The 24,042-nt window shown below is 55.2% G+C and carries 22 protein-coding genes; 9 read left to right on the forward strand and 13 right to left on the reverse strand.

Translation table 11 applies throughout. From position 1 onward, the window contains the following. Window positions 1-2 precede the first annotated feature (2 nt). Together GN242_RS09335 and GN242_RS09340 are read left to right on the forward strand one after the other, a co-directional pair. Entirely contained in the window at window positions 3-620 is a 618-nt protein-coding gene (locus GN242_RS09335; RefSeq protein WP_156287341.1) for a glutathione S-transferase family protein, read from the forward strand. A 2-nt stretch (window positions 621-622) separates the two neighbouring features. Continuing rightward, the gene (locus tag GN242_RS09340) at window positions 623-1,510 is read left to right on the forward strand and encodes a pyridoxamine 5'-phosphate oxidase family protein (RefSeq protein ID WP_156287342.1); all 888 of its coding nucleotides are present in this window, start codon (window positions 623-625) and stop codon (window positions 1,508-1,510) included. Window positions 1,511-1,555: 45 nt separating this feature from the next. Here the strand turns inward: GN242_RS09340 and dtpA are convergent, their stop codons facing one another. Next, window positions 1,556-3,049: a dipeptide/tripeptide permease DtpA gene (gene dtpA / locus GN242_RS09345; RefSeq protein ID WP_156287343.1), complete on the reverse strand. Its 1,494-nt coding sequence runs from the start codon at window positions 3,047-3,049 to the stop codon at window positions 1,556-1,558. Window positions 3,050-3,603: 554 nt separating this feature from the next. Between dtpA and betI the strand changes: the two genes are divergently transcribed. Genes betI through betA form a run of 3 tightly spaced genes read left to right on the forward strand, consistent with a single transcriptional unit; the run spans window position 3,604 to window position 7,374 of the window. After that, window positions 3,604-4,203, forward strand: a complete 600-nt coding sequence (gene betI, locus GN242_RS09350; RefSeq protein ID WP_154751341.1) for a transcriptional regulator BetI — start codon at window positions 3,604-3,606, stop codon at window positions 4,201-4,203. A gap of 20 nt (window positions 4,204-4,223) precedes the next feature. Next, window positions 4,224-5,681, forward strand: coding sequence for a betaine-aldehyde dehydrogenase (gene betB, locus GN242_RS09355; RefSeq protein WP_154751823.1), 1,458 nt, complete (start codon window positions 4,224-4,226; stop codon window positions 5,679-5,681). Window positions 5,682-5,727: 46 nt separating this feature from the next. Then, window positions 5,728-7,374 carry a choline dehydrogenase gene (betA, locus tag GN242_RS09360; protein WP_154751340.1) on the forward strand — a complete coding sequence of 549 codons (1,647 nt, stop codon included), beginning with the start codon at window positions 5,728-5,730 and terminating at the stop codon, window positions 7,372-7,374. 63 nt (window positions 7,375-7,437) lie between these two features. On the opposite strand, the gene GN242_RS09365 is transcribed toward betA, so the two are convergent. From GN242_RS09365 to ydgT, 10 genes are all read right to left on the reverse strand, one after another. Further along, window positions 7,438-8,073, reverse strand: a complete 636-nt coding sequence (locus tag GN242_RS09365) for a carbonic anhydrase (protein WP_154751339.1) — start codon at window positions 8,071-8,073, stop codon at window positions 7,438-7,440. A gap of 104 nt (window positions 8,074-8,177) precedes the next feature. Continuing rightward, complete coding sequence (gene nth / locus GN242_RS09370) at window positions 8,178-8,813, reverse strand: endonuclease III (protein ID WP_156287344.1); 636 nt, start codon at window positions 8,811-8,813, stop codon at window positions 8,178-8,180. Continuing rightward, window positions 8,810-9,511 (reverse strand): electron transport complex subunit E, encoded by a 702-nt coding sequence (locus GN242_RS09375; protein ID WP_154751338.1) that lies wholly within the window; start codon window positions 9,509-9,511, stop codon window positions 8,810-8,812. The genes nth and GN242_RS09375 overlap by 4 nt, the downstream gene beginning before the upstream one ends. Next, window positions 9,504-10,136: an electron transport complex subunit RsxG gene (rsxG, locus tag GN242_RS09380; RefSeq protein WP_154751337.1), complete on the reverse strand. Its 633-nt coding sequence runs from the start codon at window positions 10,134-10,136 to the stop codon at window positions 9,504-9,506. Before rsxG ends, GN242_RS09375 begins: the two co-directional genes overlap by 8 nt. Further along, entirely contained in the window at window positions 10,136-11,197 is a 1,062-nt protein-coding gene (gene rsxD / locus GN242_RS09385) for an electron transport complex subunit RsxD (RefSeq protein WP_154751336.1), read from the reverse strand. The genes rsxG and rsxD overlap by 1 nt, the downstream gene beginning before the upstream one ends. Further along, complete coding sequence (rsxC, locus tag GN242_RS09390; RefSeq protein ID WP_156287345.1) at window positions 11,198-13,531, reverse strand: electron transport complex subunit RsxC; 2,334 nt, start codon at window positions 13,529-13,531, stop codon at window positions 11,198-11,200. Continuing rightward, on the reverse strand, window positions 13,524-14,099 hold the full coding sequence (gene rsxB / locus GN242_RS09395; protein WP_154751334.1) for an electron transport complex subunit RsxB: 576 nt from the start codon (window positions 14,097-14,099) through the stop codon (window positions 13,524-13,526). The genes rsxC and rsxB overlap by 8 nt, the downstream gene beginning before the upstream one ends. After that, window positions 14,099-14,680 carry an electron transport complex subunit RsxA gene (rsxA, locus tag GN242_RS09400; RefSeq protein ID WP_062743415.1) on the reverse strand — a complete coding sequence of 194 codons (582 nt, stop codon included), beginning with the start codon at window positions 14,678-14,680 and terminating at the stop codon, window positions 14,099-14,101. The genes rsxB and rsxA overlap by 1 nt, the downstream gene beginning before the upstream one ends. Before the next feature lie 126 nt (window positions 14,681-14,806). Then, window positions 14,807-15,247, reverse strand: coding sequence for a DUF2569 domain-containing protein (locus GN242_RS09405; protein WP_156287346.1), 441 nt, complete (start codon window positions 15,245-15,247; stop codon window positions 14,807-14,809). Window positions 15,248-15,366: 119 nt separating this feature from the next. Continuing rightward, window positions 15,367-15,582: a transcription modulator YdgT gene (gene ydgT / locus GN242_RS09410; RefSeq protein ID WP_154751333.1), complete on the reverse strand. Its 216-nt coding sequence runs from the start codon at window positions 15,580-15,582 to the stop codon at window positions 15,367-15,369. Between the two features lie 568 nt (window positions 15,583-16,150). Here ydgT and ytfQ point away from each other — a divergent pair. From ytfQ to yjfF, 4 genes are read left to right on the forward strand one after another with little or no spacing between them, the layout of a single operon-like run. After that, window positions 16,151-17,107, forward strand: a complete 957-nt coding sequence (gene ytfQ / locus GN242_RS09415) for a galactofuranose ABC transporter, galactofuranose-binding protein YtfQ (RefSeq protein WP_154751332.1) — start codon at window positions 16,151-16,153, stop codon at window positions 17,105-17,107. Window positions 17,108-17,158: 51 nt separating this feature from the next. After that, window positions 17,159-18,682, forward strand: a complete 1,524-nt coding sequence (gene ytfR / locus GN242_RS09420; protein ID WP_156287347.1) for a galactofuranose ABC transporter, ATP-binding protein YtfR — start codon at window positions 17,159-17,161, stop codon at window positions 18,680-18,682. After that, window positions 18,675-19,694 carry a galactofuranose ABC transporter, ATP-binding protein YtfT gene (ytfT, locus tag GN242_RS09425; protein ID WP_156287348.1) on the forward strand — a complete coding sequence of 340 codons (1,020 nt, stop codon included), beginning with the start codon at window positions 18,675-18,677 and terminating at the stop codon, window positions 19,692-19,694. Before ytfR ends, ytfT begins: the two co-directional genes overlap by 8 nt. Beyond that, entirely contained in the window at window positions 19,687-20,670 is a 984-nt protein-coding gene (yjfF, locus tag GN242_RS09430; RefSeq protein WP_156287349.1) for a galactofuranose ABC transporter, permease protein YjfF, read from the forward strand. Before ytfT ends, yjfF begins: the two co-directional genes overlap by 8 nt. Before the next feature lie 144 nt (window positions 20,671-20,814). Here yjfF and araA read toward each other — a convergent pair whose 3' ends face one another. Both araA and GN242_RS09440 read right to left on the reverse strand, forming a co-directional pair. Continuing rightward, on the reverse strand, window positions 20,815-22,320 hold the full coding sequence (araA, locus tag GN242_RS09435; RefSeq protein WP_154751329.1) for an L-arabinose isomerase: 1,506 nt from the start codon (window positions 22,318-22,320) through the stop codon (window positions 20,815-20,817). A gap of 11 nt (window positions 22,321-22,331) precedes the next feature. Then, window positions 22,332-24,017 carry a ribulokinase gene (locus GN242_RS09440; RefSeq protein ID WP_154751328.1) on the reverse strand — a complete coding sequence of 562 codons (1,686 nt, stop codon included), beginning with the start codon at window positions 24,015-24,017 and terminating at the stop codon, window positions 22,332-22,334. Window positions 24,018-24,042: the final 25 nt, after the last annotated feature.

Raw genomic sequence — 24,042 nt, forward strand, 5'->3', positions numbered from 1 at the left:
ACATGAGTTCATTAACACTGTACGGTACTGCGCTTTCCGGTCACGTTCACCGCGTAAAGTTACTTCTGACTATGCTGGGGCTTCCCTATACCTGGATAGAGGCGGGGGCTGAAGTGAGGAAGAGTGCGGAATATCGCGCATTTAATCCCCTCGCGCAAATACCGGTACTGGTCGACGATGGTATCGCTATCAGCGACAGCAACGCGATTCTTATCTGGCTGGTGAAACGCTATGCACCCGCAAGTGGCTGGTTGCCGCAGGATCTGCTGGAGGAAGTGCAGGTACATCAGTGGCTGGCGAAAGCTGCCGGGGAGATCCGCTACGGCGTTGCCTCTGCGCGGCTGATTAAACAGTTCAATGCGCAGGAAAATTATGATTCAGCCGTTCAGGTGGCGAAGAAGTTTTTACCCACACTGGAGGCTCATCTGAGTGAACGCCTGTGGCTGGCAGGCGAGCGTGCGACCATTGCCGATCTGGCCTGCTATGCCTATGTTGCCTGTGCGCCAGAAGGGGGTATCCGGCTGGAACCTTATCCTGCAATTAACAGCTGGCTCCGGCGGATTGCGGCGCTGCCAGGTTTTATCCCGCTGCCGTCACTGCCGTTGCCTGCGGAAGTGTGACCATGTTTCATTCGGGAGAGCAACAGGCGCAGCAGAAGGCGGGCTATCAGCAGGTCAGGGCTGCGCTCTATACGACGATGCCTGAACAGCACCGGCTGTTTTATCAGGGACTGGAGACATTTTATCTCAGCGTATTGGATCACGACGGCTGGCCGGTGGCGGCACTCATCCAGGGAGCCAGCGGCTTTATTGCCAGCCCGAATGAAACTCAGCTCACCCTGCCTCAGGATGCACTCGAAGCGGTGCCATATCTGCCCGCTTTGAAAGCCGGAATGGCGGTGGGCGGGCTGGGAATCGATTTTTCTAATCGTCGCCGCAACCGGGTGAACGGTGTGGTTGAAGGCGTCAGTGACGGTCGGTTGCAGCTGCATGTACAGGAGAGTTTCGGCAACTGCCCGCAGTATATTCAGCGGCGTAACCTGGCGCAGCATAACAGCCGGCGTAGGCTACAAATCGAATCGCTGAACTCTTTGGATGCGGATGCGCGCTATTTAATTTCTGCGGCTGATACATTATTTGTCGCCAGTCACGCGCCACGGCAGGGTAGCACAGGTGGTGCGGATATTTCGCATCGCGGAGGTATGCCTGGGTTTATTATCCTCAAGGGAGGAAAACTGTGGATCCCGGATTACACGGGTAATCGCTATATGAACACCCTGGGTAACCTGCTGCTGGAACCGCGTTGCGCTCTGCTGATTATGGATTTTCACCAGGGGGCTGCACTGCATATACAGGGAAGGGCAGAGATCTTGTGGCAGATGCCAGGGGAAGGGCGAACGGAGCGCTTCTGGACGGTGGAACCACAGCGAATCTTGCGGCTGCGCCAGCTGCTGCCCGCTGCCGGAACTGACGTAGAATACGCCGATTCGACGCTGGCCGCCGGGCAATAAAAAAGGGCGACCTTATGGTCGCCCTTTAGTTTAAACCTTTAACAATCAGGCATTCACTTTCTGCGGTGCAGGAGCTGCATCCTGAGTCATGCGGTTCAGCAGCGGCGCTGTAATCATCATTAATACCGCAATCACGCCGGTAACAATGCCGATTTTCAGGAACACATCGCCGTACACATGCAGCGACAGCAGCGGATCAGTAATATTCTCTGGCACCGCCATCAGATTAGCTACCTTACCCGCGACCATAGCCGCACCCGCGGTGGTCAGGAACCATGAGCCCATAATAAAGCCCATCAGGCGCTGCGGTACCAGCTGCGCGACCATCGCCAGGCCCAGCCCGGAGATCATCAGTTCGCCCACGCTTTGCAGTGCATAGCTGAGGATCAGCCAGTTCACCGACACAATACCCAGCTGATTAGCAAACGACGCCCCCAGAGGCAGCACCAGGAAAGCTGCGGAGCAGAGCACCATACCCAGCGCAAACTTATGCGGCATCGGCAGGCGGTCACCCATCTTATTATAGATAGCTGCCAGCAGCGGGCTGAAGATCATAATCCAGAACGGGTTAAGCGCCTGGAACTGTTCAGGCTGGAAGGCAATACCCAGAATGCTGTGCTCGACGTTACGGATAGCAAAGAAGTTCAGTGAGGTAGGCATCTGCATATACAGCACGAAGAACACAATTGCCTGCACCATCAGTACAAAAGCAACAATCATCTTACGGCGTGCGTGGCCCTTAAGTGCAAACGTCTCTTTAGCGAATACCAGCACAATACCGATAGCGATCACTGCCAGAACCAGGCGTGCAATGCCCTGATTATGCAGCAGCCAGGTTGCCAGGGTAATCATCACCACAATACCTACCAGCGTGGCCAGCAGTTTGCTGATATTCAGCGGCGCGAAGTCTGCTTTAGAGCCGTGATTTTTCACCCATTTACGGAAGAACATAAAGTTCACGAGGGTGATCAGCATACCAACAAAGGAGAGGGCAAACGCGGTGCTCCAGCCATACTCAGCCGCCAGCCATGGGGTGGCAAGCATAGAGAAGAATGAACCGATATTGATCGCCATGTAATACATGGTGAAAGCACCGTCGAGGCGCGGATCGTCTTTCTCATAGCAGGTAGAGAGCAGCGAAGATGGGTTGGCCTTAAACAAGCCATTACCGACAGCGATGGTCGCCATGCCAATATACACCAGGCTGACGTCATGACCGGACCAGGCCACCAGGGCATAGCCCAGCGCCAGTACCAGAGTACCCAAAACGATCACGCGTTTGGTTCCCAGTACTTTATCTCCCAGCCATCCGCCGACGGCTACCAGGCCGTAAACCAGCGCGCTGAAGGAGGCGAATAGTGTAATTGACTGCGCTTCGGACATTCCCAGCATTTTCACCAGGTAGACCGCCATAATCCCTTGCAGGCCGTAGTAACCGAAACGCTCCCAAAGTTCGATGGAGAAAATCAGATAAAACGAGCGGGGTTGCTTAAACGCGTTGAGGCTTGCTGCCTCTGGTTTCTTGTTTGCAGTTGACACTTGTACCTCTGAGTGCTTGACCTGTTTCGAGACAGGAAATAAGTCGGCGTAACGCGGGACGTGCGCTCGCCTTATAGTTATATGAAAGGGAAAACGCGGAATAATCTCGCCGATTGCAGCCTTTGAGGCAAGTATTATTTCAATACTGTCATTTAGTAAAATGGCAGGTAGAAATGAAGCGTTTAATCGTTTGCTCGATTTTATATGCTGCATGTTGGTGTTTATATGGTTTTATGATTCATACGCTGGTGGCTGTTTACTCAGCTTGCAGACAATAGTGCTGGTGGATCTGTATGCAACCACAAGTTCTGACTTAATATCTTTTGTGAGAGTTATCATCTGCCAGCCAGGTAAAAAACAGAGAGTAATCATAGTTGTTGCGCAGGAATTTAGTGATAATTGCAAATAAAGCACCTTAATGTGATTTAAATCACAAAAACATCGATAATTTATGAAGTTAAAGAACTAGCTATTGACAGTATTTTTTATTGATTGAACGTTCAATATAAAACAACTACACTTACTGCTATTCAATAGCTAAAACCGATGAAGCGATGCCAAAAATAGGAATGAAGGCGATTCGTCAGGCGCAGCTGATCAACGCGACGCTGACAGTGATTGACCGTGTGGGCCTGGCTGACGCCAGCCTGGCTTTAATAGCGAAAGAGGCGGGGGTATCCACCGGGATTGTCAGCCACTATTTTGGCGACAAAAACGGTCTGTTAGATGCCTGTATGCGGCAGATCCTGTCTGACCTCTACGTCGCCTTAGAGCACCATCGTCGTAAGGCGACGTCCGATCCTGCTGCGCAGATCCGGGCCATTATTGACGGCAACTTTGACGTGACGCAGATTGCCGCCCCGGTGCTGAAAACCTGGCTGGTATTCTGGGCGAATAGCCTGCATCAACCTAATCTTCACCGCTTGCAACGGATGAACGATCGTCGACTTTATTCCAATCTTACGGCGCATTTCCGCCGTGTTCTGCCTGAAGAGCAGGCCCGCGCTGCTGGCGCAAGTATGGCGGCGATGATTGACGGGGTGTGGTTACGAATGACACTGGCCCCTCAGCCGATGGAACAGGGCCTCGAACTGGCCCGCACGCTTTGTTATCAAAATCTCGCGCTGTGGCTGAACAGCGCATCCACCCCCTGAAAGGAGGAGACATGGCCGATATGAAACGCCACGGTTTATACATCAACGGACGAGAAGTTGCAGGCAATGGCGAACTTTTCACCACCATCAATCCTGCTAATGGTGAAGTGCTGGCCGAAGTTACCGCAGCCAGCCAGCAGGATATTGATGACGCCGTTGCCTCCGCTCACGCCGGGCAGCGCATCTGGCGCAGCTACACCCCGGTAGAGCGCAGCCGCGTCCTGCTCAAGGCCGTTGCGCTGCTGCGTGAGCGCAATCAGGCGCTGGCTGAACTGGAAACCGCTGATACCGGAAAACCTATCAGCGAAACCTCCGCTGTTGACATCGTTACCGGCGCAGATGTGCTGGAGTACTACGCCGGACTGGCCGTGGCGGTGGAAGGTGAGTCAATTCCTCTGCGCGACACCGCGCTGGTCTATACCCGCCGCGAACCGCTGGGCGTCTGCGCTGGCATCGGAGCCTGGAACTACCCGATTCAGATTGCTATGTGGAAAAGCGCACCCGCGCTTGCCACCGGTAACGCGATGATCTTTAAGCCAAGTGAAGTCACACCGCTCAGTGCGCTGGAACTGGCTAAGATCTTTAGCGAAGCCGGACTGCCTGATGGGGTATTCAACGTTGTGCAGGGGGCGGCTGCCGTCGGGCAGGGACTGAGCCAGCATAGCGGAATTGCCAAAGTTTCATTTACCGGCGAAGTGAATACCGGTAAGCGCGTGATGGCCGATGCTGCGCTGGCGAACCTGAAGTCTGTCACCATGGAGCTGGGCGGAAAATCACCGCTGGTGGTGTTCGGGGATGCCGATCTGGAGCGCGCGGTCGACGGCGCAATGATGGCGAACTTCTACAGCAGCGGCCAGGTTTGTACCAACGGAACGCGCGTATTTGTCCAGCGCTCGCTGCTGCCTGCCTTTGAAAAACGGCTGCAAGAGAAAATGGCGGGCATCCACTGTGGTGATCCGACGGATCCTGCGGTGAACTTCGGCCCGCTGGTGAGTGAGGAACACTGCCAGAAGGTGGTCTCCTATCTGGAGATCGGCAAGCAAGAGGGCGCGCGTCTGCTGGCTGGTGGCTCACGCATTACCGAAGGCCCGCTGGCGAAAGGCTGTTACGTGCAGCCGACAGTGTTTACCGACTGCACCGATGAGATGCGTATTGTGCGCGAAGAGATCTTCGGCCCGGTCATGAGTATCCTGGCGTTTGATGACGAAGATGAAGTGATTAAACGCGCCAATGATACCGAATACGGTCTGGCGGCCGGAGTGTTTACCACCTCGTTAAATCGCGCACACCGTGTGATTCATCAGCTGGAAGCCGGCATCTGCTGGGTTAACAGCTGGGGCGAGTCACCGGCACCGATGCCGGTTGGCGGCTACAAGCAGTCAGGTGTCGGGCGTGAAAACGGCCTGGAAACCCTGCACCACTACACCAGAACCAAATCCATTCTGATCGAGATGGGCGACTACCCGTCCGCATTCTGATTATTCGCCGCGACGCGCGCGTCGCGGCAACATTCCCGGAGGTTTAATGCAGAAATTTGACTATATCATTATTGGTGCGGGTTCAGCAGGCAACGTGCTGGCGACCCGTCTGACTGAGGATGCTGACGTATCGGTACTGTTACTGGAAGCAGGCGGTAAAGATCACCGCTGGGACTTCCGTACCCAAATGCCAGCCGCTTTAGCTTATCCGTTGCAGGGTAAACGCTACAACTGGGCATTTGAAACCGATCCGGAACCACATATGGACAACCGCCGCATGGAGTGTGGACGGGGCAAAGGCCTGGGGGGATCGTCGCTGATTAACGGCATGTGTTATATCCGTGGTAACGCGATGGACTACGACAACTGGGCGAGCAAACCGGGCCTGGAAAACTGGTCATATCTCAACTGTCTGCCCTATTTCCGCCGCGCGGAAAAGCGCGATATTGGTGAAAACCACTGGCATGGTGGCGAAGGTTATCTCAGCGTCACGACGCCAAAAAAGGGCAATAATCCGCTCTACCGGGCGTTTATTGATGCTGCAAAGCAGGCCGGGCACCATGAAACCGACGACCTCAACGGCTATCGGCAGGATGGTTTTGGGCCGATGGATCGTACCGTTACCGCTAAAGGCCGTCGTTCCAGCACCGCGCGTGGTTACCTCGATGTGGCAAAACAGCGTCCCGGACTGACGATTGTGACCCAGGCGCAGACCGACCGCATTCTGTTTAGCGGCAAAACGGCTACCGGCGTTACCTGGTTGCGCAACGGTAAGCAGGGGCAGGCGGAGGCGCGCCGGGAAGTGCTGCTGTGTGCCGGTGCCATCAACTCACCGCAGATCCTGCAACGCTCCGGCGTTGGCCCGGAAGAGTGGCTGCGCGAGCTGGATATCGAAGTGGTGCACGCACTGCCGGGTGTCGGCCAAAACTTGCAGGATCACCTGGAAGTCTATATGCAGTACGGTTGTAAAAAACCGGTCAGCCTTTATCCGGCATTGCAGTGGTGGAATCAGCCGGCTATCGGTGCTGAATGGCTGTTCAACGGAACAGGCGTCGGTGCCAGCAACCAGTTTGAAGCAGGTGGCTTTATCCGCAGCGACGATCGGGCGGACTGGCCGGATCTGCAATACCACTTCCTGCCGGTCGCAATTAACTACAACGGCAGCAGCCCGGTAAAACAGCATGGCTTCCAGGCCCACGTCGGGCCAATGCGCTCCATGAGCCGTGGCCGCATTAAGCTGACTTCAAAACATCCGTATGCAGCGCCGTCGATCTTCTTCAACTATATGTCGGAAGAGCGCGACTGGGTCGAATTCCGTAATGCGGTGCGCCTGACGCGTGAAATTATGCGTCAGCCCGCGCTGGCGGAATACTGCGGTGAGGAGTTACAGCCGGGTATCAACGTGCAAAGCGACGAAGAGATTGATGCATTTATCCGTGAGCATGCTGAAACGGCCTATCATCCCTGCGGCAGCTGCGCGATGGGTAACGATGAGATGGCGGTTGTTGATGCAGAAGGGCGCGTACACGGTCTGAACCGCTTACGCGTAGTTGATGCTTCCATCATGCCGCAGATTGTCACCGGTAACCTGAATGCACCCACGGTGATGATTGCAGAGAAAATCTCTGACGCCATTCGTGGTAAAGCACCACTCCCGCTTTCTGAAGCGGAATACTATCGGTTAGTTCGTTAACAGAGCTTTTAGTCTGAATCGGTAGAAAAAACCAAAAAAAACGGGGCCAGGGCCCCGTTATTCTTACTCGAAGTAAACACCCGGGTTATCAGACAGTAGTACAAATTCTTTCGTGTCTTTTTCTAACGCCCGAATGGCTCCACTTTCAATATCATACACCCAGCCGTGCAGGCGCAGCGTATTGTCACGCAGGCCTACAGCAACACACGGGTGCGTCTTAATGTTATTCAGCTGCGCGATCACATTCTCCTGCACCATCGCATTCACTTTTTCCTCTTCGCTGGTGTAGGTGCGTTTATCCACCACCGCTTTCGCTGCGTCAGCAAAATGCAGCCAGTGCGCTACGGCTGGCATTGGATCCAGACACTGACAGGTGGCGATAGCTTTCATCGCACCGCAGTTAGAGTGACCACAAATCACGATATCCGTCACGCCCAGTGCGACCACAGCATACTCAATGGTGGCAGAGACGCCGCCGGGTTCAGGGCCAAAAGAGGGAACGATATTGCCTGCGTTACGGATCACGAAGAGCTGTCCAGGTTCCTGCTGGGTGACCAGTTCCGGAACCAGACGGCTGTCGGAGCAGGAAATAAACAACGCTTGGGGATTCTGGCTAGAGGCGAGGCTGCGGAATAGCTCTTTCTGGTGTGGAAAAACATCTTTCTGGAAGTTTAGAAAACCTTCAATGATATGTTGCATAGCGAAATCTCTATTCTTGATTATGGCCGAGAAGCGGTAAAAACCGACTCATAATGAGGATAAAAGTTATAATTTTAAGCAGGTTAGCAGGCATCTTTAAACGCCTACTCTTCTACTTTAGCATCAAACTCACAAAGATCCTCAATCAGGCAGGAGCCACAGCGCGGTTTTCGTGCAATACAGGTGTAGCGTCCGTGGAGGATCAACCAGTGATGGCAGTCGACCATAAACTCTTTGGGCACCACTTTAAGCAGTTTTTCTTCCACCTGCTCGACATTCTTACCCGGAGCAAAGCGGGTGCGATTACAGACGCGGAAAATATGAGTATCAACGGCGATAGTTGGCCAGCCAAAGGCGGTGTTTAATACCACGTTGGCGGTTTTGCGCCCGACGCCCGGCAGCGCTTCCAGTGCCTCACGGCTCTCCGGCACTTCGCCGCCGTGCAGTTCCAGCAGCATACGGCAGGTCTTGATTACATTTTCCGCTTTGCTGTTAAACAGGCCGATAGTCTTGATGTGCTCTTTCACCCCATCCACCCCCAGCGCCAGAATCGCGGCGGGAGTATTCGCCACCGGATATAGCTTTGCGGTGGCTTTATTGACGCTCACATCGGTCGCCTGCGCGGAGAGCAGCACCGAGATCAGCAGTTCAAAAGGGGAGGTAAATACCAGTTCCGTGGTGGGGTGCGGGTTGTTATCCCGCAGCCTGGTCAAAATTTCCTGACGCTTGTCCTTGTTCACAGCACACCTGTTTTTCCATCCGGCAGCGCCTGAGCTTCTGTTTCAGCTTTCAGGGCGGCACGTTGTTTCAGTTTATTATCAATTAAATACTTCGCTGCCAGCAGCATACCCAGGCCGATAAAGGCACCCGGTGGCAGCATTGCCAGCAGCATCGGCGAGTCGAAATGAACCACCTCGATACGCATCGCCTTAGCCCAGGGGCCAAGCAGCAGATCTGCACCGTTAAAGATGGTGCCGTTACCGATAATCTCACGCATCGAACCCAGCACCACCATCACGCTGGTAGCGCCCAGCCCGATCGCCATGCCGTCCAGCGCTGCCAGCGGAATGCTGCTTTTCGAGGCCACCGCCTCAGCGCGTCCGACCACAATACAGTTGGTGACAATCAGCGGGATAAAGATCCCCAGCGACTGATAAAGGCCATAAGCGTAGGCATTAATCAGCATCTGCACGCAGCTTACTACCGCGGCAATTATCATCACATAAATAGGAATACGAATTTCTGACGGTACCCAGCGGCGGGAGAGGGAGATCCCGCTGTTAGTACAGGTCAGCACCAGCGTGGTAGCCAGGCCGAGGCCGAGCGCATTGGTGGCGGTAGAGGTTACGGCCAGCAGAGGACACAGCCCCAGCAGCTGAACCAGCGCTGAGTTATTCTTCCACAGCCCACCTATCAGCAGGGTTTTAGCTTCACTCATTGGATTCTCCACAGGCGGGCAGCGTAGCAAGCTGCCCCGGTAAGGTTTCAATATATAACGTAGTGCGTTTTACCGCATTCACCACTGCGCGAGGGGTGATGGTCGCGCCGGTAAACTGGTCAAACTCGCCGCCATCTTTTTTCACCGCAAACTGGCTGTCATCCGCACCTTTGACCTGCTTACCGTTGAAGCTGTTAATCCAGTCAGAAATACGCAGATCGATCTTATCGCCAAGACCCGGTGTCTCATGGTGTTCAACCACCCGCGTTCCGTACACCATACCGGTAAAACTGGCGCCAACCACCATCTGTATATTTCCCGAATAACCATCGGGAGCAGTGGTTTCAATCGCCACCGCCACAGGCTTACCCTGCTTGCGCGCCAGATAAAGGCGATGCGGGCTGCCGTTGCCCAGCGCCGGATTGCTGACGATATAGCACTCCTGCTGGATATGGTTATCGTACAGATCAGGCGGCACCACCTGATCCAGCAGTACCTTCTGCTGTAAGGCAGTCTGGTGAGCAATCGTCGGTTTGGTTACGGTGTTCACTACCGCGGTAAGACCCGTTGTGATGGCAGCAAACACCGCCAGTGTGACACCGTTTTTACGAATGGCATCCAGCATTATTTATCCTTCCGGTGGCCGTAAACGCGCGGCTGCGTGTAGTAATCGATCAGCGGAACGCAGATATTCGCCAGCAATACAGCGAAGGCAACGCCATCCGGATAGCCGCCGAAACTGCGGATCAGCCAGACCAGCAGACCAATTAATGCGCCGTACAGCAGCCGTCCTTTATCGGTAGTGGAGGCTGTCACCGGATCCGTAGCAATAAAGAATGCGCCCAGCATGGTAGCACCGGATAAAAGATGAATAGTCGGTGATACCAACGTCTGGGGGGAAATCAGCCAGCCGAGGGTGGCGCAAAATGCCAGAGAAATCAGCATTCCCGCCGGAATATGCCAGCGGATGCTGCGTGTATACAGCAGAAAAATCCCGCCCAGCAGATAGCCCACATTTACCCACTGCCAGCCAAGCCCGGCGAGTACGCCACTGTATATCGGCTGTGCCAGCAGTTGCTCTGCACTGTGCCCGGCGCGCAGTCCGGTTTTGAAGGTATCCAGCGGTGTAGCCTGACTGACGCCATCAATCCCTACCTGCAACTGCTGCATGGTGTGACCATCAAGGGTGTGGTAATGGAAAATCATGCTCAGGGTATCGCCAAGAGTTGGCGTGATACCTTGCAAACTATCCGGCGGCAGCCAGCTGGTCATCTGTACCGGAAATGAGATCAGTAACACCACATAGCCAACCATCGCCGGGTTGAATGGATTCTGCCCAAGACCGCCGTACAGCTGCTTGGCGATCACCACCGCGAATATCGTACCGATAACAATCAACCACCAGGGAGCCAGCGAGGGAATACTGATCCCTAACAGCAGGGCGGTGAGCAGCGCTGAGTTATCTTTCAGCGTATCAGCCAGCGGCAGCTTGCGCAGTCGCAGAATAGCAGCCTCAGCGCCGATAGCAGCAAGGGCGGCAATCATCACCTGAATCAGATTACCCCAGCCAAAGTAATACCACTGCGCAGCCATACCGGGCACGGCGGCAATCAGCACCAGCAGCATGATGGTACTGGTGCTGCGGCGGTTATGAGTGTAGGGCGAACTTGCAATACGAAAAGCCATTTAATCCTCTTGCGTTGAAGGCTGCTGCGATTTACGCGCTTTCACGCGTGCAATGGCCGCGGCCACCGCCGCTTTACGTGCACTATCCGAAGCGGCGGGCGCTTCATTTTCATCTGTCTGAGCTGCATCCGCAGCCTGGGCGGCTTTCTTCGCTTTGGCGCGGGCAATGGCGGCTTCAATTGCCGCTTTACGCGCATCCACCACCGGTTCAGCGGCAGGCACATCCGCCTCAGCGGGCTGTGCCGGGCTGTCAGCGGCCTGGGCGGCTTTCTTCGCTTTGGCACGGGCAATGGCGGCTTCAATCGCCGCTTTACGCGCATCCACCACCGGTTCAGCGGCAGGCACTTCCGCCTCAGCGGGCTGTGCCGGACTGTCGGCGGCCTGGGCGGCTTTCTTGGCTTTGGCACGGGCAATGGCGGCTTCAATCGCCGCTTTACGCGCATCCACCACCGGTTCAGCGGCAGGCACTTCGGCTTCAGCGGGCTGTGCCGGACTGTCGGCGGCCTGGGCGGCTTTTTTCGCTTTGGCACGGGCAATGGCGGCTTCGACCGCCGCTTTACGTGCATCCACCACCGGTTCAGCGGCAGATGCGTCGGCCTCAGCGGGCTGTGCCGGACTGTCGGCGGCCTGGACGGCTTTCTTCGCTTTGGCACGGGCAATGGCGGCTTCGACCGCCGCTTTGCGCGGGTCGTCAGTTTGTCGTGTCACCGGCTCGGTAACGCTCTGTTCTGCCACCTGCCGGGCGCGGGCCTCAGCCTGGCGGGCTTCACGCAGAGCCTGTTTTCCTGCGCGTTCGGCGCTATCCTGGCCTGAGGTTTCGGCCTGTTTAGCTTTCACTCGCGCACGCGCAGCCGCAATGGCATCCGCATCGGTGGCGGCGACGCTGCGTTTTGCCTGCTGGTGTTTCGCATCTCTGGCTGCTTTTTCGCGCTCAAGCCGCTGCTGGCGCGCCTCAAAACGCGCTTTCGCCAGAGCGTTACGCTCTGCTTCCTGATCAATCGCCAGGATCTCAGCTTTTTCCTGACGGTAATACTGCACCAGAGGAATGTTACTCGGGCAGACATAAGCACAGGCACCGCACTCTATACAGTCTGCAATATTATATTCACGCGCTTTATCATGATCGCCACCGCGGCTGTACCAGTAAAGCTGCTGAGGTAGCAGGGCAGCCGGACAGGCATCGGCGCAGGCGCTGCAACGAATACAGCCCTGTTCTGGTTCGCTCTGGCCCATTTCGCTGGCGGAAGGAGCCAGAATACAGTTGGTAATCTTCACCACCGGCACATCGAGGGTTGGCAGCGTAAAGCCCATTAACGGCCCGCCCATCACCACCATCTGTTCTGCGCCGGGTTGAAAACCGGCCTGTTGCAGCAGATGGCTGATGGGGGTGCCGAGGCGCGCCCAGACATTACCCGGCTGCGCCACCGACTCTCCGGTCAGGGTCACTACACGCTCGGTTAACGCTTCACCGTCAATAATTGCCCGTTTAACGGCAAAGGCGGTGCCGACATTCTGCATCAGAACGCCAATATCAGTTGAACGACCGCCGTGCGGGACTTCCTTACCGGTCAGGATTTTGGTCAGCTGCTTCGCGCCACCTGACGGATACTTGGTCGGGATCACGCGGATTTGCAGATCGGTAGCGCTACCCAGCGCTCGCTTCAGTGCCGCAATGGCTTCCGGTTTATTGTCTTCAATGCCAATCAATACCTGATCCGCCTGGAGGATCCACGCCAGAATACGGCTGCCTTCCAGCACCTCATCGGCACAGTCCTGCATCAGACGATCGTCTGCGGTAATGTAGGGTTCGCACTCGGCACCGTTGATAATCAGCGTGTTTACGCCACGCAGGCCGCCTTTCAGCTTGGTCGCCGTCGGGAAACCAGCGCCGCCAAGGCCCGCCACCCCGGCCTGATGGACTTTCTCCACCAGTACAGTGCGCTCAACGCTGCGGTAATCACTCAGCGTTTGCTTCTCAATCCAGCGATCTTCGCCGTCCGGTGTAATAAACAGGCACATCTCTGCCAGCGCCGATGGATGGGCTGTCATATGTGGCGCTATTTTAGTTACCGTGCCGGAGGTAGGCGCATGGATTGGTAGCATTCTGCCGCTACCAAACGTCAGCGGTTGCCCGCGCAGTACCTTATCGCCCGGACGAACAGCTATCTCACCTTCAGGGCCGATATGCTGCTTCAGCGGCAGTATAAATTTTGCAGGCAACGGCAGCTGACGCAGAGGCGTACCGCTGGACTGGGTTTTCATCTCCGGCGGATGAATACCACCGTCGAAATCCCAGAGACGATCTTTCTTGAAAAAGTTAAGCAGGTTAAACATGACTATCTACAGGAATAACCCGGATTGGGATGGCGTTCAGATCCCATTTCCAGTTAGCAGTGGTGGGCGCAACCGGACGCATTTCAATGCAGTCGGTCGGACAGGGGGCAACACACAGATCGCAGCCGGTACAGACATCGCTTAACACAGTGTGCATCGCGCGCGTGGCACCGACAATGGCATCGACCGGGCATGCCTGAATACATTTGGTGCAGCCGATGCAGTTGGCTTCGTCAATCCAGGCAACTTTTCGCTCGGGTTCGCTCTGCATCTCATCGCCCAACGGCTGAGGATCGACGTTAAGCAGCGCCGCCAGTTTTAGCATCGTCTGCTCCCCGCCGGGGGCGCATTTATTGATCATCTCACCGTTATTACCAACCGCGTCCGCGTAGGGGCGGCAGCCAGGGTAGCCGCACTGGCCGCACTGGCTTTGTGGCAAAATAGCATCGATTTGTTCAACAATCGGATCTTCTTCAACCTTAAAACGGCGCGAAGCATAGCCCAGCAGGCCACCGAAAATCAGGCTAAGAGCACTTAATACCGCAACCGCAATCCAGATAGCACTCATCAGAACTTAACCAGCCCGGTAAAGCCCATAAACGCCAGCGCCATCAGTCCGGCAGTGACCAGTGCAATCGAAGAGCCTTTAAACGGCGCGGGTACATCCGCCAGCACCAGACGTTCGCGGATACCGGCAAACAGCACCATAACCAGTGAAAAACCCAGTGAAGCACTGAAGCCGTAGAGTGCCGCCTGGAGAAACGTATGGTTGAGGTTAACACTGAGCAACGGCACGCCGAGCACCGCACAGTTGGTGGTGATCAGCGGCAGGAAAATGCCCAACAGACGGTAGAGGTCAGGGCTGGTTTTACGAACCACCATCTCGGTAAACTGCACCACGACGGCAATCACCAGGATATAGGCCATAGTACGTAAATAGACCAGATCCAGCGGCAGCAGGATCAGATGGTTCACCAGCCAGGCACAAATAGAGGCCAGCGTAATGACGAAAGTCGTGGCGAGTCCCATGCCAATCGCCGTTTCCAGTTTTTTGGAAACGCCCATAAAGGGACAGAGGCCGAGAAACTTCACTAACACGAAGTTATTCACCAGCACTGTGCCAATAAAGAGAAGCAGGTATTCGGTCATTGATACGCCTGAAAATATAGAGAAAGCGGGCTATTATCAGGCATTGCGAGCCTGACCACAACAGCTCCAGGTGTAAGGGGTTTTAATAGCGCACTCAGGATTAAATTCCTGACGATTTTTTCAACATCAGGATTCAACAAAAGTGGTTTTAACCCGCTGAGAACGCTTGAAATAGGGCACCAGTATACTGGTCATCAGCAGGGCAAACAGCAACGTGCGTATTGCCAGGCTATCGGACACCGGGGAGAAGACAAAGGTCTTGATTGCTAATACCAGATTCAGCAACAGCCAGATAATGTAGTGACGCGGCAGGCGCTGAGATCGTTTACAAAAGATCCACAAAATCCAGCCACTGTAGCCCAGCACCAGCGCTGAGGTCAGCAGCGAAGCCCCCCACTGTAGCAGCAATCCCTGCGGCAGAGAGGGTGAATTGTCGCTCAGAGCATGGCTGAACAGCGCGGTAACATACATCGTCATCGTAAGGGTTGAGGCCAGCAGCGTAACTATCAGCCAGGCCAGCGGTACCATCAGCCAGCCGCCGAGGCGCGGTTTCGAATCAACAGCCACACAGAGTCCTTATCAGCCAGAAACGGCAAAAAGCGTATTGTACAGTACGATACGCACGATCTGGCGAATTATACGGAATATCGCGCTTAAGGTCATCAACGCGATTTTCATCTGACAGGCTACACCACGTAGCGCCAGACCGTTTTCGGAACGCAACCAAGATCAAACAGACGCCCGCCGGAAACCAGTTCGGCTCGACGATGATCGGCAGCTCGGTACATTTGAATTAAGTCAGCATCGTCTGTTAACGAGTAATTAAGATGATCAAATAGTTTTTCCAGACTTTCCAGCGAATTCACTTTACGAAATTTAAACAAATAGTCTTGAGCAGTCATTGTCGTTATCAAGAGATATAAACGTGCTGGCAAGTATATAATGCCGTGAAAAAGAGTCCACTGCGTTTCGGCCTGCTGATATCAAAATCAGAAAATTCAGCAAAACTGCGCGGTAAATTAAAAACATGAACAGCTGATTTACCTTCACGATGTAAAGCTTTTTTTATTTAATTTAGTTAAACAATTAACATGGTTTTTAAGTTAAAGGGCAGAGGCAGGCCAGTGTGCCTCTTCCGTAGAGAAAACTGTGCAATAGCTCACAAATTCGTAGTTTCATCAACGCACTATCTGTGCCACCCACGGTGACAGAACTGTACCCGGTGCTGTAATCGCTTCCAAATGCTTCTGGCGCAAACGCTTCTGTTTATTACACTTATTTAACCTATTTTTTTCGCCCGATACCCGTTTCTTCCATATGCCTGCGGAAGCAATTCGCCATCATCAATGGTGTAACTCATTTGTTTTGTTGAATTTTGTGAGCATTGTCGTAAATGTTTTTTGGTGAATAGGCCAGGCTTGAGTGGCTCTTAACCCTATACGATGAAATCCCTTCAGAGGAATAATGACCATGTGGAAGCGTTTACTCTTATCCACCCTTATCAGTGCCAGCCTGGCTGCACCTGCGCTGGCTGAATCTATGACCGTTGGATTCTCACAGGTTGGTTCTGAATCCGGCTGGCGCGCAGCAGAAACCAGCGTGGCAAAAAGTGAGGCTCAGAAGCGCGGCATTACGCTTAAGATCGCTGATGGCCAGCAAAAACAAGAGAATCAGATCAAGGCGGTACGCTCGTTTATCGCTCAGGGCGTTGACGCAATCTTTATTGCACCTGTGGTTCAGACCGGCTGGGAACCCGTGCTCTCAGAAGCCAAAGACGCCAAAATTCCGGTGTTCCTGCTCGACCGTGCCATTGTGGTAAAAGATAAGTCCCTGTATCAGGCGGTGGTCACGGCGGATAACGTCTATGAAGGGAAGCTGATCGGTGACTGGCTGGTGAAACACCAGGCGGGCAAGCCGTGTAACGTGGTAGAGCTGCAAGGTACCGTAGGTGCCAGCGTGGCCATCGACCGTAAAAAAGGCTTTGCTGAAGCCATCGCCAACACCCCAAATATAAAAGTTATCCGTTCACAGTCCGGCGACTTTACCCGCAGCAAAGGTAAAGAAGTGATGGAAAGTTTTATTAAGGCAGAAAATAACGGCAAGAATATCTGCATGGTTTATGCCCATAACGATGATATGGCAATCGGTGCCATTCAGGCGATTAAAGAAGCGGGGCTTAAACCGGGTAAAGATATTTTAACCGGATCAATTGATGGTGTTCCGGATATTTATAAAGCGATGCTGGCCGGTGAAGCGAATGCCAACGTAGAGCTGACGCCAAATATGGCTGGCCCGGCATTTGATGCGCTGGAAAAACTGAAAAAAGACGGCACCATGCCGCCAAAAATCATTAAAACTGAAACCAAACTGTTCCTGCCAGCCGATGCGCAGGCGCAGTTAGATACCAAAAAAGGGATGGGTTACTGATCCCCGCGCCGCCCCTCTCGGGGCGGTTTAATCATGGCCTGAGGCACACCTATGACCATCGACACCCCAACGCCGGCGTTGCTGAATATCAGCAACGTCAGCAAATCCTTTCCCGGCGTCCGGGCGCTGGATAATGTCTCGTTTGACCTTCGCCCCGGCGAAATCATGGCGCTGCTGGGGGAAAACGGTGCGGGAAAATCCACGCTGATTAAGGTGCTGACCGGCGTTTATCAGCGTGATGCCGGAACGATCATGCTTGACGGGCAGGCAATTCACCCGCGCAACACCGCCGAAGCACAGCAGCTTGGGATTGGCACCGTTTATCAGGAAGTGAATCTGCTACCCAATATGTCGGTAGCCGATAATCTGTTTATTGGGCGCGAGCCGAAGCGTTTTGGTCTTATCGACCGCAAAACCCTGAATCAGCGAGCAGTTAAACTGATGGCGGATTATGGCTTTGAGCTGGATGTTACCCGTCCCCTTGGGCAGTATTCGGTGGCGATGCAGCAGATTATTGCCATCTGCCGCGCAGTAGATCTCTCGGCAAAGGTGCTGATACTGGATGAACCGACGGCCAGTCTGGATGCCAGTGAAGTCACCATGCTGTTCACGCTGATGACCCAGCTGAAAGAGAAGGGCATGAGCCTGATCTTTGTCACCCATTTCCTCGACCAGGTCTACCGCATCACCGATCGTATTACAGTGCTGCGTAACGGCCAGTTTATCGCTACGCGCGACACCGCAACGCTACCGCAAATTGAGCTGATTAAGCTGATGCTTGGTCGCGATTTACTGGAAACAGCGCTACAGCGTGCCGGAAGCACGTTAAAAAGTAATCAGCCGGTGGTGGAATTTAAAGACTATGGCAAAAAAGGGACGATTGAGCCCTTCAGCCTGAGCATACGCCCCGGTGAGGCAGTCGGACTGGCCGGACTGCTGGGATCCGGGCGAACCGAAACCGCGGAACTGCTGTTCGGTATTAAACGTGCCGACAGCGGCAGCGCCTTCATCAAGGGAAAACCACAGACCATTCGCTCACCCGCGCAGGCATCCCGCCTGGGCATGGGCTTTTGCCCGGAAGATCGCAAAACTGACGGGATTATCGGTGCGGCTTCGGTACGGGAAAATATCATCCTCGCATTACAGGCCCAGCGCGGCTGGCTAAGGCCGATCCCAAAACGTGAGCAGCAGCAGGTTGCCGATCGCTTTATCAAAAGTCTGGGGATTCGTACGCCGAATGCTGAACAGCCGGTGGAGCTGCTTTCTGGCGGCAACCAGCAAAAGGTATTGCTGTCGCGCTGGCTGGTGACAAAACCGCAGTTCCTGATCCTCGATGAACCAACGCGCGGTATCGACGTTGGCGCACATGCGGAGATTATCCGTCTGATAGAAACCCTGTGCGCCGATGGTCTGGCGCTGCTGGTGATCTCGTCAGAGCTGGAGGAGCTGGTGGGCTACGCCGATCGGGTGGTGATCCTGCGCGATCGCCAGCAGGTGGCCGAGATACCACTGGAGCAGCTGTCCGTTGCGGCCATCGTCAACGCGATCGCCGCAGGAGGGGAGCAACATGCCTGAATCGCATTTGATGGCGGGGAAACCACCGATGTTAAAACGCAAACTGCCGCCGGGATTACCCCAGATTGGCGCGCTGCTGCTGGTGCTGCTTATCGACAGCCTGGTAGCGAATAATTTTTTTGCCGTTCATCTCCAGGACGGGCGGCTGTTCGGCAGCCCGATTGATATTCTCAACCGTGCGGCCCCGGTGGCGATTCTCGCCATTGGTATGACGCTGGTTATTGCTACCGGGGGAATCGATCTGTCCGTTGGCGCGGTGATGGCGATTGCCGGAGCTACCGCCGCCACGTTAACCGTAGCCGGGCACAGCCTGCCGGTGATTATTATGGTGACGCTGGGCAGCGGCATCCTGTGTGGGTTATGGAATGGCGTGCTGGTGGCATTGCTTAAGATCCAGCCGTTTGTCGCCACCCTGATTTTAATGGTGGCGGGGCGCGGTATCGCGCAGCTGATAACCCAGGGGCAGATTGTTACCTTCGACAGCGACGCGCTGGCACGGCTGGGCAGCGGAACGTTGCTGCTGCTGCCGGTGCCGGTATGGATAACCCTGGCGCTGGCGCTGCTGGTCTGGCTGCTGACGCGCAAAACCGCGCTGGGTATGTTTATCGAAGCCGTGGGTATTAACCTGCGTGCGGCGCGTAACGCCGGGGTCAACGGCTGGCTGGTGGTGATGAGTACCTACATCCTCAGCGGTTTGTGCGCGGCGGTAGCCGGGCTGATTGTAGCCGCTGATATTCGCGGTGCAGATGCTAACAACGCCGGACTGTGGCTGGAGCTGGATGCGATCCTGGCGGTGGTAATCGGCGGCGCATCGCTGATGGGCGGGCGATTTAATCTGCTGCTGTCGCTGATTGGCGCGCTGATCATTCAGGCGATGAATACCGGCATTCTGCTTTCCGGATTCCCACCTGAGCTGAATCAGGTGGTGAAAGCGGTGGTAGTGATGCTGGTACTGCTGCTGCAATCTCCGCGCTTTATCCAACTGTTTAAAAGAGGGCACCGCCGTGATTAAACGTCATCTGCCGTTAATGATCACCCTGCTGGTGTTTGTAGCGGGGTATCTGTTCTGTCTCAGTCAGTTCCCGGGGTTTGCCTCCACGCGGGTGATAGCGAATATCCTCACCGATAATGCCTTCCTCGGCATTATTGCTGTTGGGATGACTTTTGTGATCCTGTCCGGCGGTATTGATCTCTCGGTGGGGGCGGTGATCGCCTTTACCGGGGTGTTTCTGGCCCGTGCCATTGGTGATTTTCATCTTGATCCCTGGCTGGCTTTTGCGCTGGTACTGTCGATGGGAACCGCGTTCGGCGCTTTTATGGGTTGGTTAATCGATGCACTTAAAATTCCGGCGTTTATTATTACCCTGGCCGGGATGTTCTTTCTGCGCGGCTGTAGTTATCTGGTGGCAGAGAGTTCATTGCCTATCGATCATCCTCTGTACGCAACGCTCTCTTCGATGGCGTGGAAGATCCCGGGCGGAGGCCGCCTCAGTCTGCTGGCGGTAATAATGCTGGCGGTAGTGGCGCTGGGCATTTTGCTGGCACACCGCAGCCGCTTTGGCAATCAGGTGTATGCCATCGGTGGCAACGCCACCTCCGCTCAGTTAATGGGGATCTCCACCCGCAGCACCACGGTGCGTATTTATATGCTCTCATCCGGTCTGGCAACGCTGGCGGGTATTGTCTTCTCCATCTATACCTCTGCGGGCTACGCGCTGGCAGGCATGGGCGTGGAGCTGGACGCCATCGCCTCCGTCGTTATTGGCGGTACGCTACTTTCCGGCGGCGTTGGCACGGTGCTGGGTACGCTGTTCGGCGTGTTGATTCAGGGGCTGATTCAGACATGGATTAACTTCGATGGCACCCTGAGCTCCTGGTGGACGAAGATTGCTATTGGTGTGCTGCTGTTTGCATTTATAGCGTTGCAGCGTTTGCTGACGGTAATGTGGGATCGCCAGCAAAATGCGCCGGTTAAGCGGTTGCTTTAAAGAATCTGTTCTTCACAGGGCAAGGCATGCGGTCGGTTTGTACCCATGCCTTATCCGCAGCAAAAGAGTTACTCTGATCTCCTTGCATAAAAAAGGCCGGCCTTCTGGCCGACCCGTCAACATATAACCAAAGCTCCGGAATAATTAACGCTGATTTAAGCGGTAGTACGCCTCATTCCAGCGCAGCGCATCGCGGAAACCGTGCAGCGTCGTCTCTTCATCAATCACCAGCACTTCAATACCGGTCAACTCAGCGTATAAACGCATATCTTCTACCGTCAGCGCCTGGCTGAAGACCGTATGGTGCGCACCGCCACCAAGAATCCATGCTTCTGAGGCTGTCGCCAGCGAAGGCTGTGCACGCCACAGAGCACGCGCTACCGGCAGTTTAGGCAGCGCCTGAGGCTGCTCAATGGCATCCACGACATTGACCAGCAGACGGAAGCGATCGCCCATATCAATGACGCTGGCATTGACGGCTCGTCCGGCAGGAGCGGAGAAGATCAGACGGGCCGGATCGGCCTTGCCGCCAATGCCCAGCGGCTGTACATCCAGCAGTGGTTTGGCTTCGCGCGCAATAGAAGGGCACACTTCCAGCATATGAGAACCCAGCACCAGATCGTTGCCTGGTGCAAAGTGATAGGTGTAATCCTCCATAAACGAGGTGCCGCCGGCTACATTGCCCGCCATCACTTTGAACACATGCAACAGCGCTGCCGTTTTCCAGTCACCTTCACCAGCGAACCCGTAACCCTGCTGCATCAGGCGCTGTACTGCCAGACCCGGCAGCTGCGTCATACCGTGCAGCGTCTGGAAATTGGTGGTGAAAGCGCGGCAGCCTTCGCCATCGAGGAAGCGTTTGATACCCAGTTCAATGCGTGCGGCGTCCAGTACGTTCTGGCGTTTATCACCATTGACTGCGGCGGCTGCGCTAAACTCGTAGCTGCTTTCATACTCATCAACCAGCGCGTTTACGTCGCCGTCGCTGACCTGATTAATCACCTCAACAAGATCGCCCACGCCCCAGCCGTTGACCGCATAGCCAAACTGGATTTGAGCCGCGACTTTGTCACCCTCGGTCACTGCCACTTCACGCATATTATCGCCAAAACGGGCTACTTTAAGCTGCTGACTGGCCTGAAGGGCTGCCGCGCCGCGCATCCACTGAGCGATGCGCTGCTGTGAACGCTCATCCTGCCAGTGCCCGGTCACTACCTGATGCGGCAGACGCATACGTGCGCCGATAAAACCAAACTCACGGCCGCCGTGGGCGGTCTGGTTGAGGTTCATAAAGTCCATATCCATGGTATCCCACGGAATTTCCGCGTTGAACTGGGTATGGAACTGCAACAGAGGTTTATTCAGAATCGACAGGCCGCCAATCCACATCTTCGCCGGGGAAAAGGTATGCAGCCAGGTGACAATCCCCAGACAGCTCTGATCGTGATTGGCCTCACGGCACAGTGACAGGGCCTCATCTGGCGTTTTCACCAGCGGCTTGAGCTGTAAGGAGAAGGGCAGCTTACCCGCCCGGTTTAATCCATCCACTACCTGCTGTCCATGCTGCTCCACCTGACGCAGGGTTTCCGCACCGTACAGATGCTGGGTACCAATCACAAACCATACGCTGTGGGTATTTAACTGTGTCATAAAACGGTTCCTTAGCTGACTAATGAAGGTTGTGGAGCAAACTGCGGTTCCGCCAGTTCACACCATTGAAGATAACGCTGATAAAGCTGCTGGAAGCGGGCGACGCGGGCAGGATCTGGCTGCAAGGTCTGCGCCAGCGGGCTGGCCATTTGCGCCTGGGCTGACGGAATATCGTCGTAGACCCCGGCCGCCACGGCGGCAAAGATTGCCGCACCCAGCGCACAGCACTCATCGGAGGCGACAATATCCAGCGGACGATTCATCACATCGCAGCACACCTGCATAATCGTCGGCGATTTACGCGCAATCCCACCCAGCGCCAGAATCTGCTGCACCGGAATATCCTGCTGTTCGAAACACTCCATAATCGCGCGTGCGCCGAAGGCAGTGGCGGCAATAAAACCGCCAAACAGCGTCGGGGCATCGGTGCCGAGATTCAGATCGGTAATCACACCTTTCAGGCGCTGGTTGGCAAATGGTGTACGCCGGCCGTTGAACCAGTCGAGCACCACTGGCAGATGATCAAGCTGCGGATCGGCAGCCCAGGCAGCGGTCAGCTGTTCCAGCAGGCTGTGCTGTATCTGCTCCAGCTGAGGCTCAAGCTGCGGATGCAGCAGGGCAGCCTGCGCCAGCGGCCAGTTCAGCAGACGGCCAAACCAGGCGTACATATCACCAAAGGCTGACTGTCCGGCCTCCAGGCCAATCATTCCCGGCACCACACTGCCGTCCACCTGTCCGCATATCCCCTTAATCGCCCGGTCGGCCACGCGATCCGCATCGGCAATCAGAATGTCGCAGGTCGAGGTACCGATGACCTTCACTAAGGTATAGGGCTGCGCACCTGCGCCAACGGCACCCATATGGCAGTCGAAGGCACCGCCGGAAAGCGTCACTTTGCCGGGCAGACCCAGGCGTTCAGCCCACTCCGCACTGAGCTGACCCACTGGCACATCTGCGGTCCAGGTGTCGGTAAACATCGGATGATCAAGATCGGACGTCAGCAGGGGATCAAGCGCATTCAGGAACTGCGCCTCAGGTAAGCCCTGCCACAGAGGATGCCAGAGAGATTTATGACCTGCTGCACAGCGGCCACGTCTCAGGTCAGCCGGGGCGGTGGTGCCGCTTAACAGCGCAGGCACCCAGTCGCACAGCTCCACCCAGGAGACGGCAGCTTCACGTACCGCAGCATCGTTACGGCTGATATGCAGGATCTTGGCCCAGAACCACTCGGAGGAGTAAATACCGCCAATAAAGCGTGAATAGTCCTGAAACTCACCGCTGTGGCAGAGCCGGGTAATGGCTTCAGCTTCTTCAATGGCGGTGTGATCTTTCCACAGCACAAACATCGCGTTCGGATTGTCGGCAAACTCCGGGCGCAGGGCCAGCACGCGACCTTCACGGTCGATGGGGGCCGGGGTGGAGCCGGTGGAGTCCACGCCAATACCGACGACGTTAAGCCGCTGCTCTGGCGTCAGCTGAGTGACAACGTCACGAATAGCCTGTTCCAGAGCATCGATATAGTCTTGTGGATGGTGACGAAACTGGTTGTTTGCCGGGTTACAGAAGCGGCCAGCCTTCCAGCGCGGATAGGCTACCACCTGCTTGTGAAGCTCGCGCCCGGTGGCGCACTCCACCGCCAGTGCCCGTACCGAGTCACTGCCGAAATCCAGTCCGAGGGTAATCGCACCCTTATGCATAGTTGTTCTCCGTTATATTCAGAAC

The sequence above is a fragment of the Erwinia sorbitola genome (assembly GCF_009738185.1).
Lineage (GTDB): Bacteria > Pseudomonadota > Gammaproteobacteria > Enterobacterales > Enterobacteriaceae > Erwinia > Erwinia sorbitola.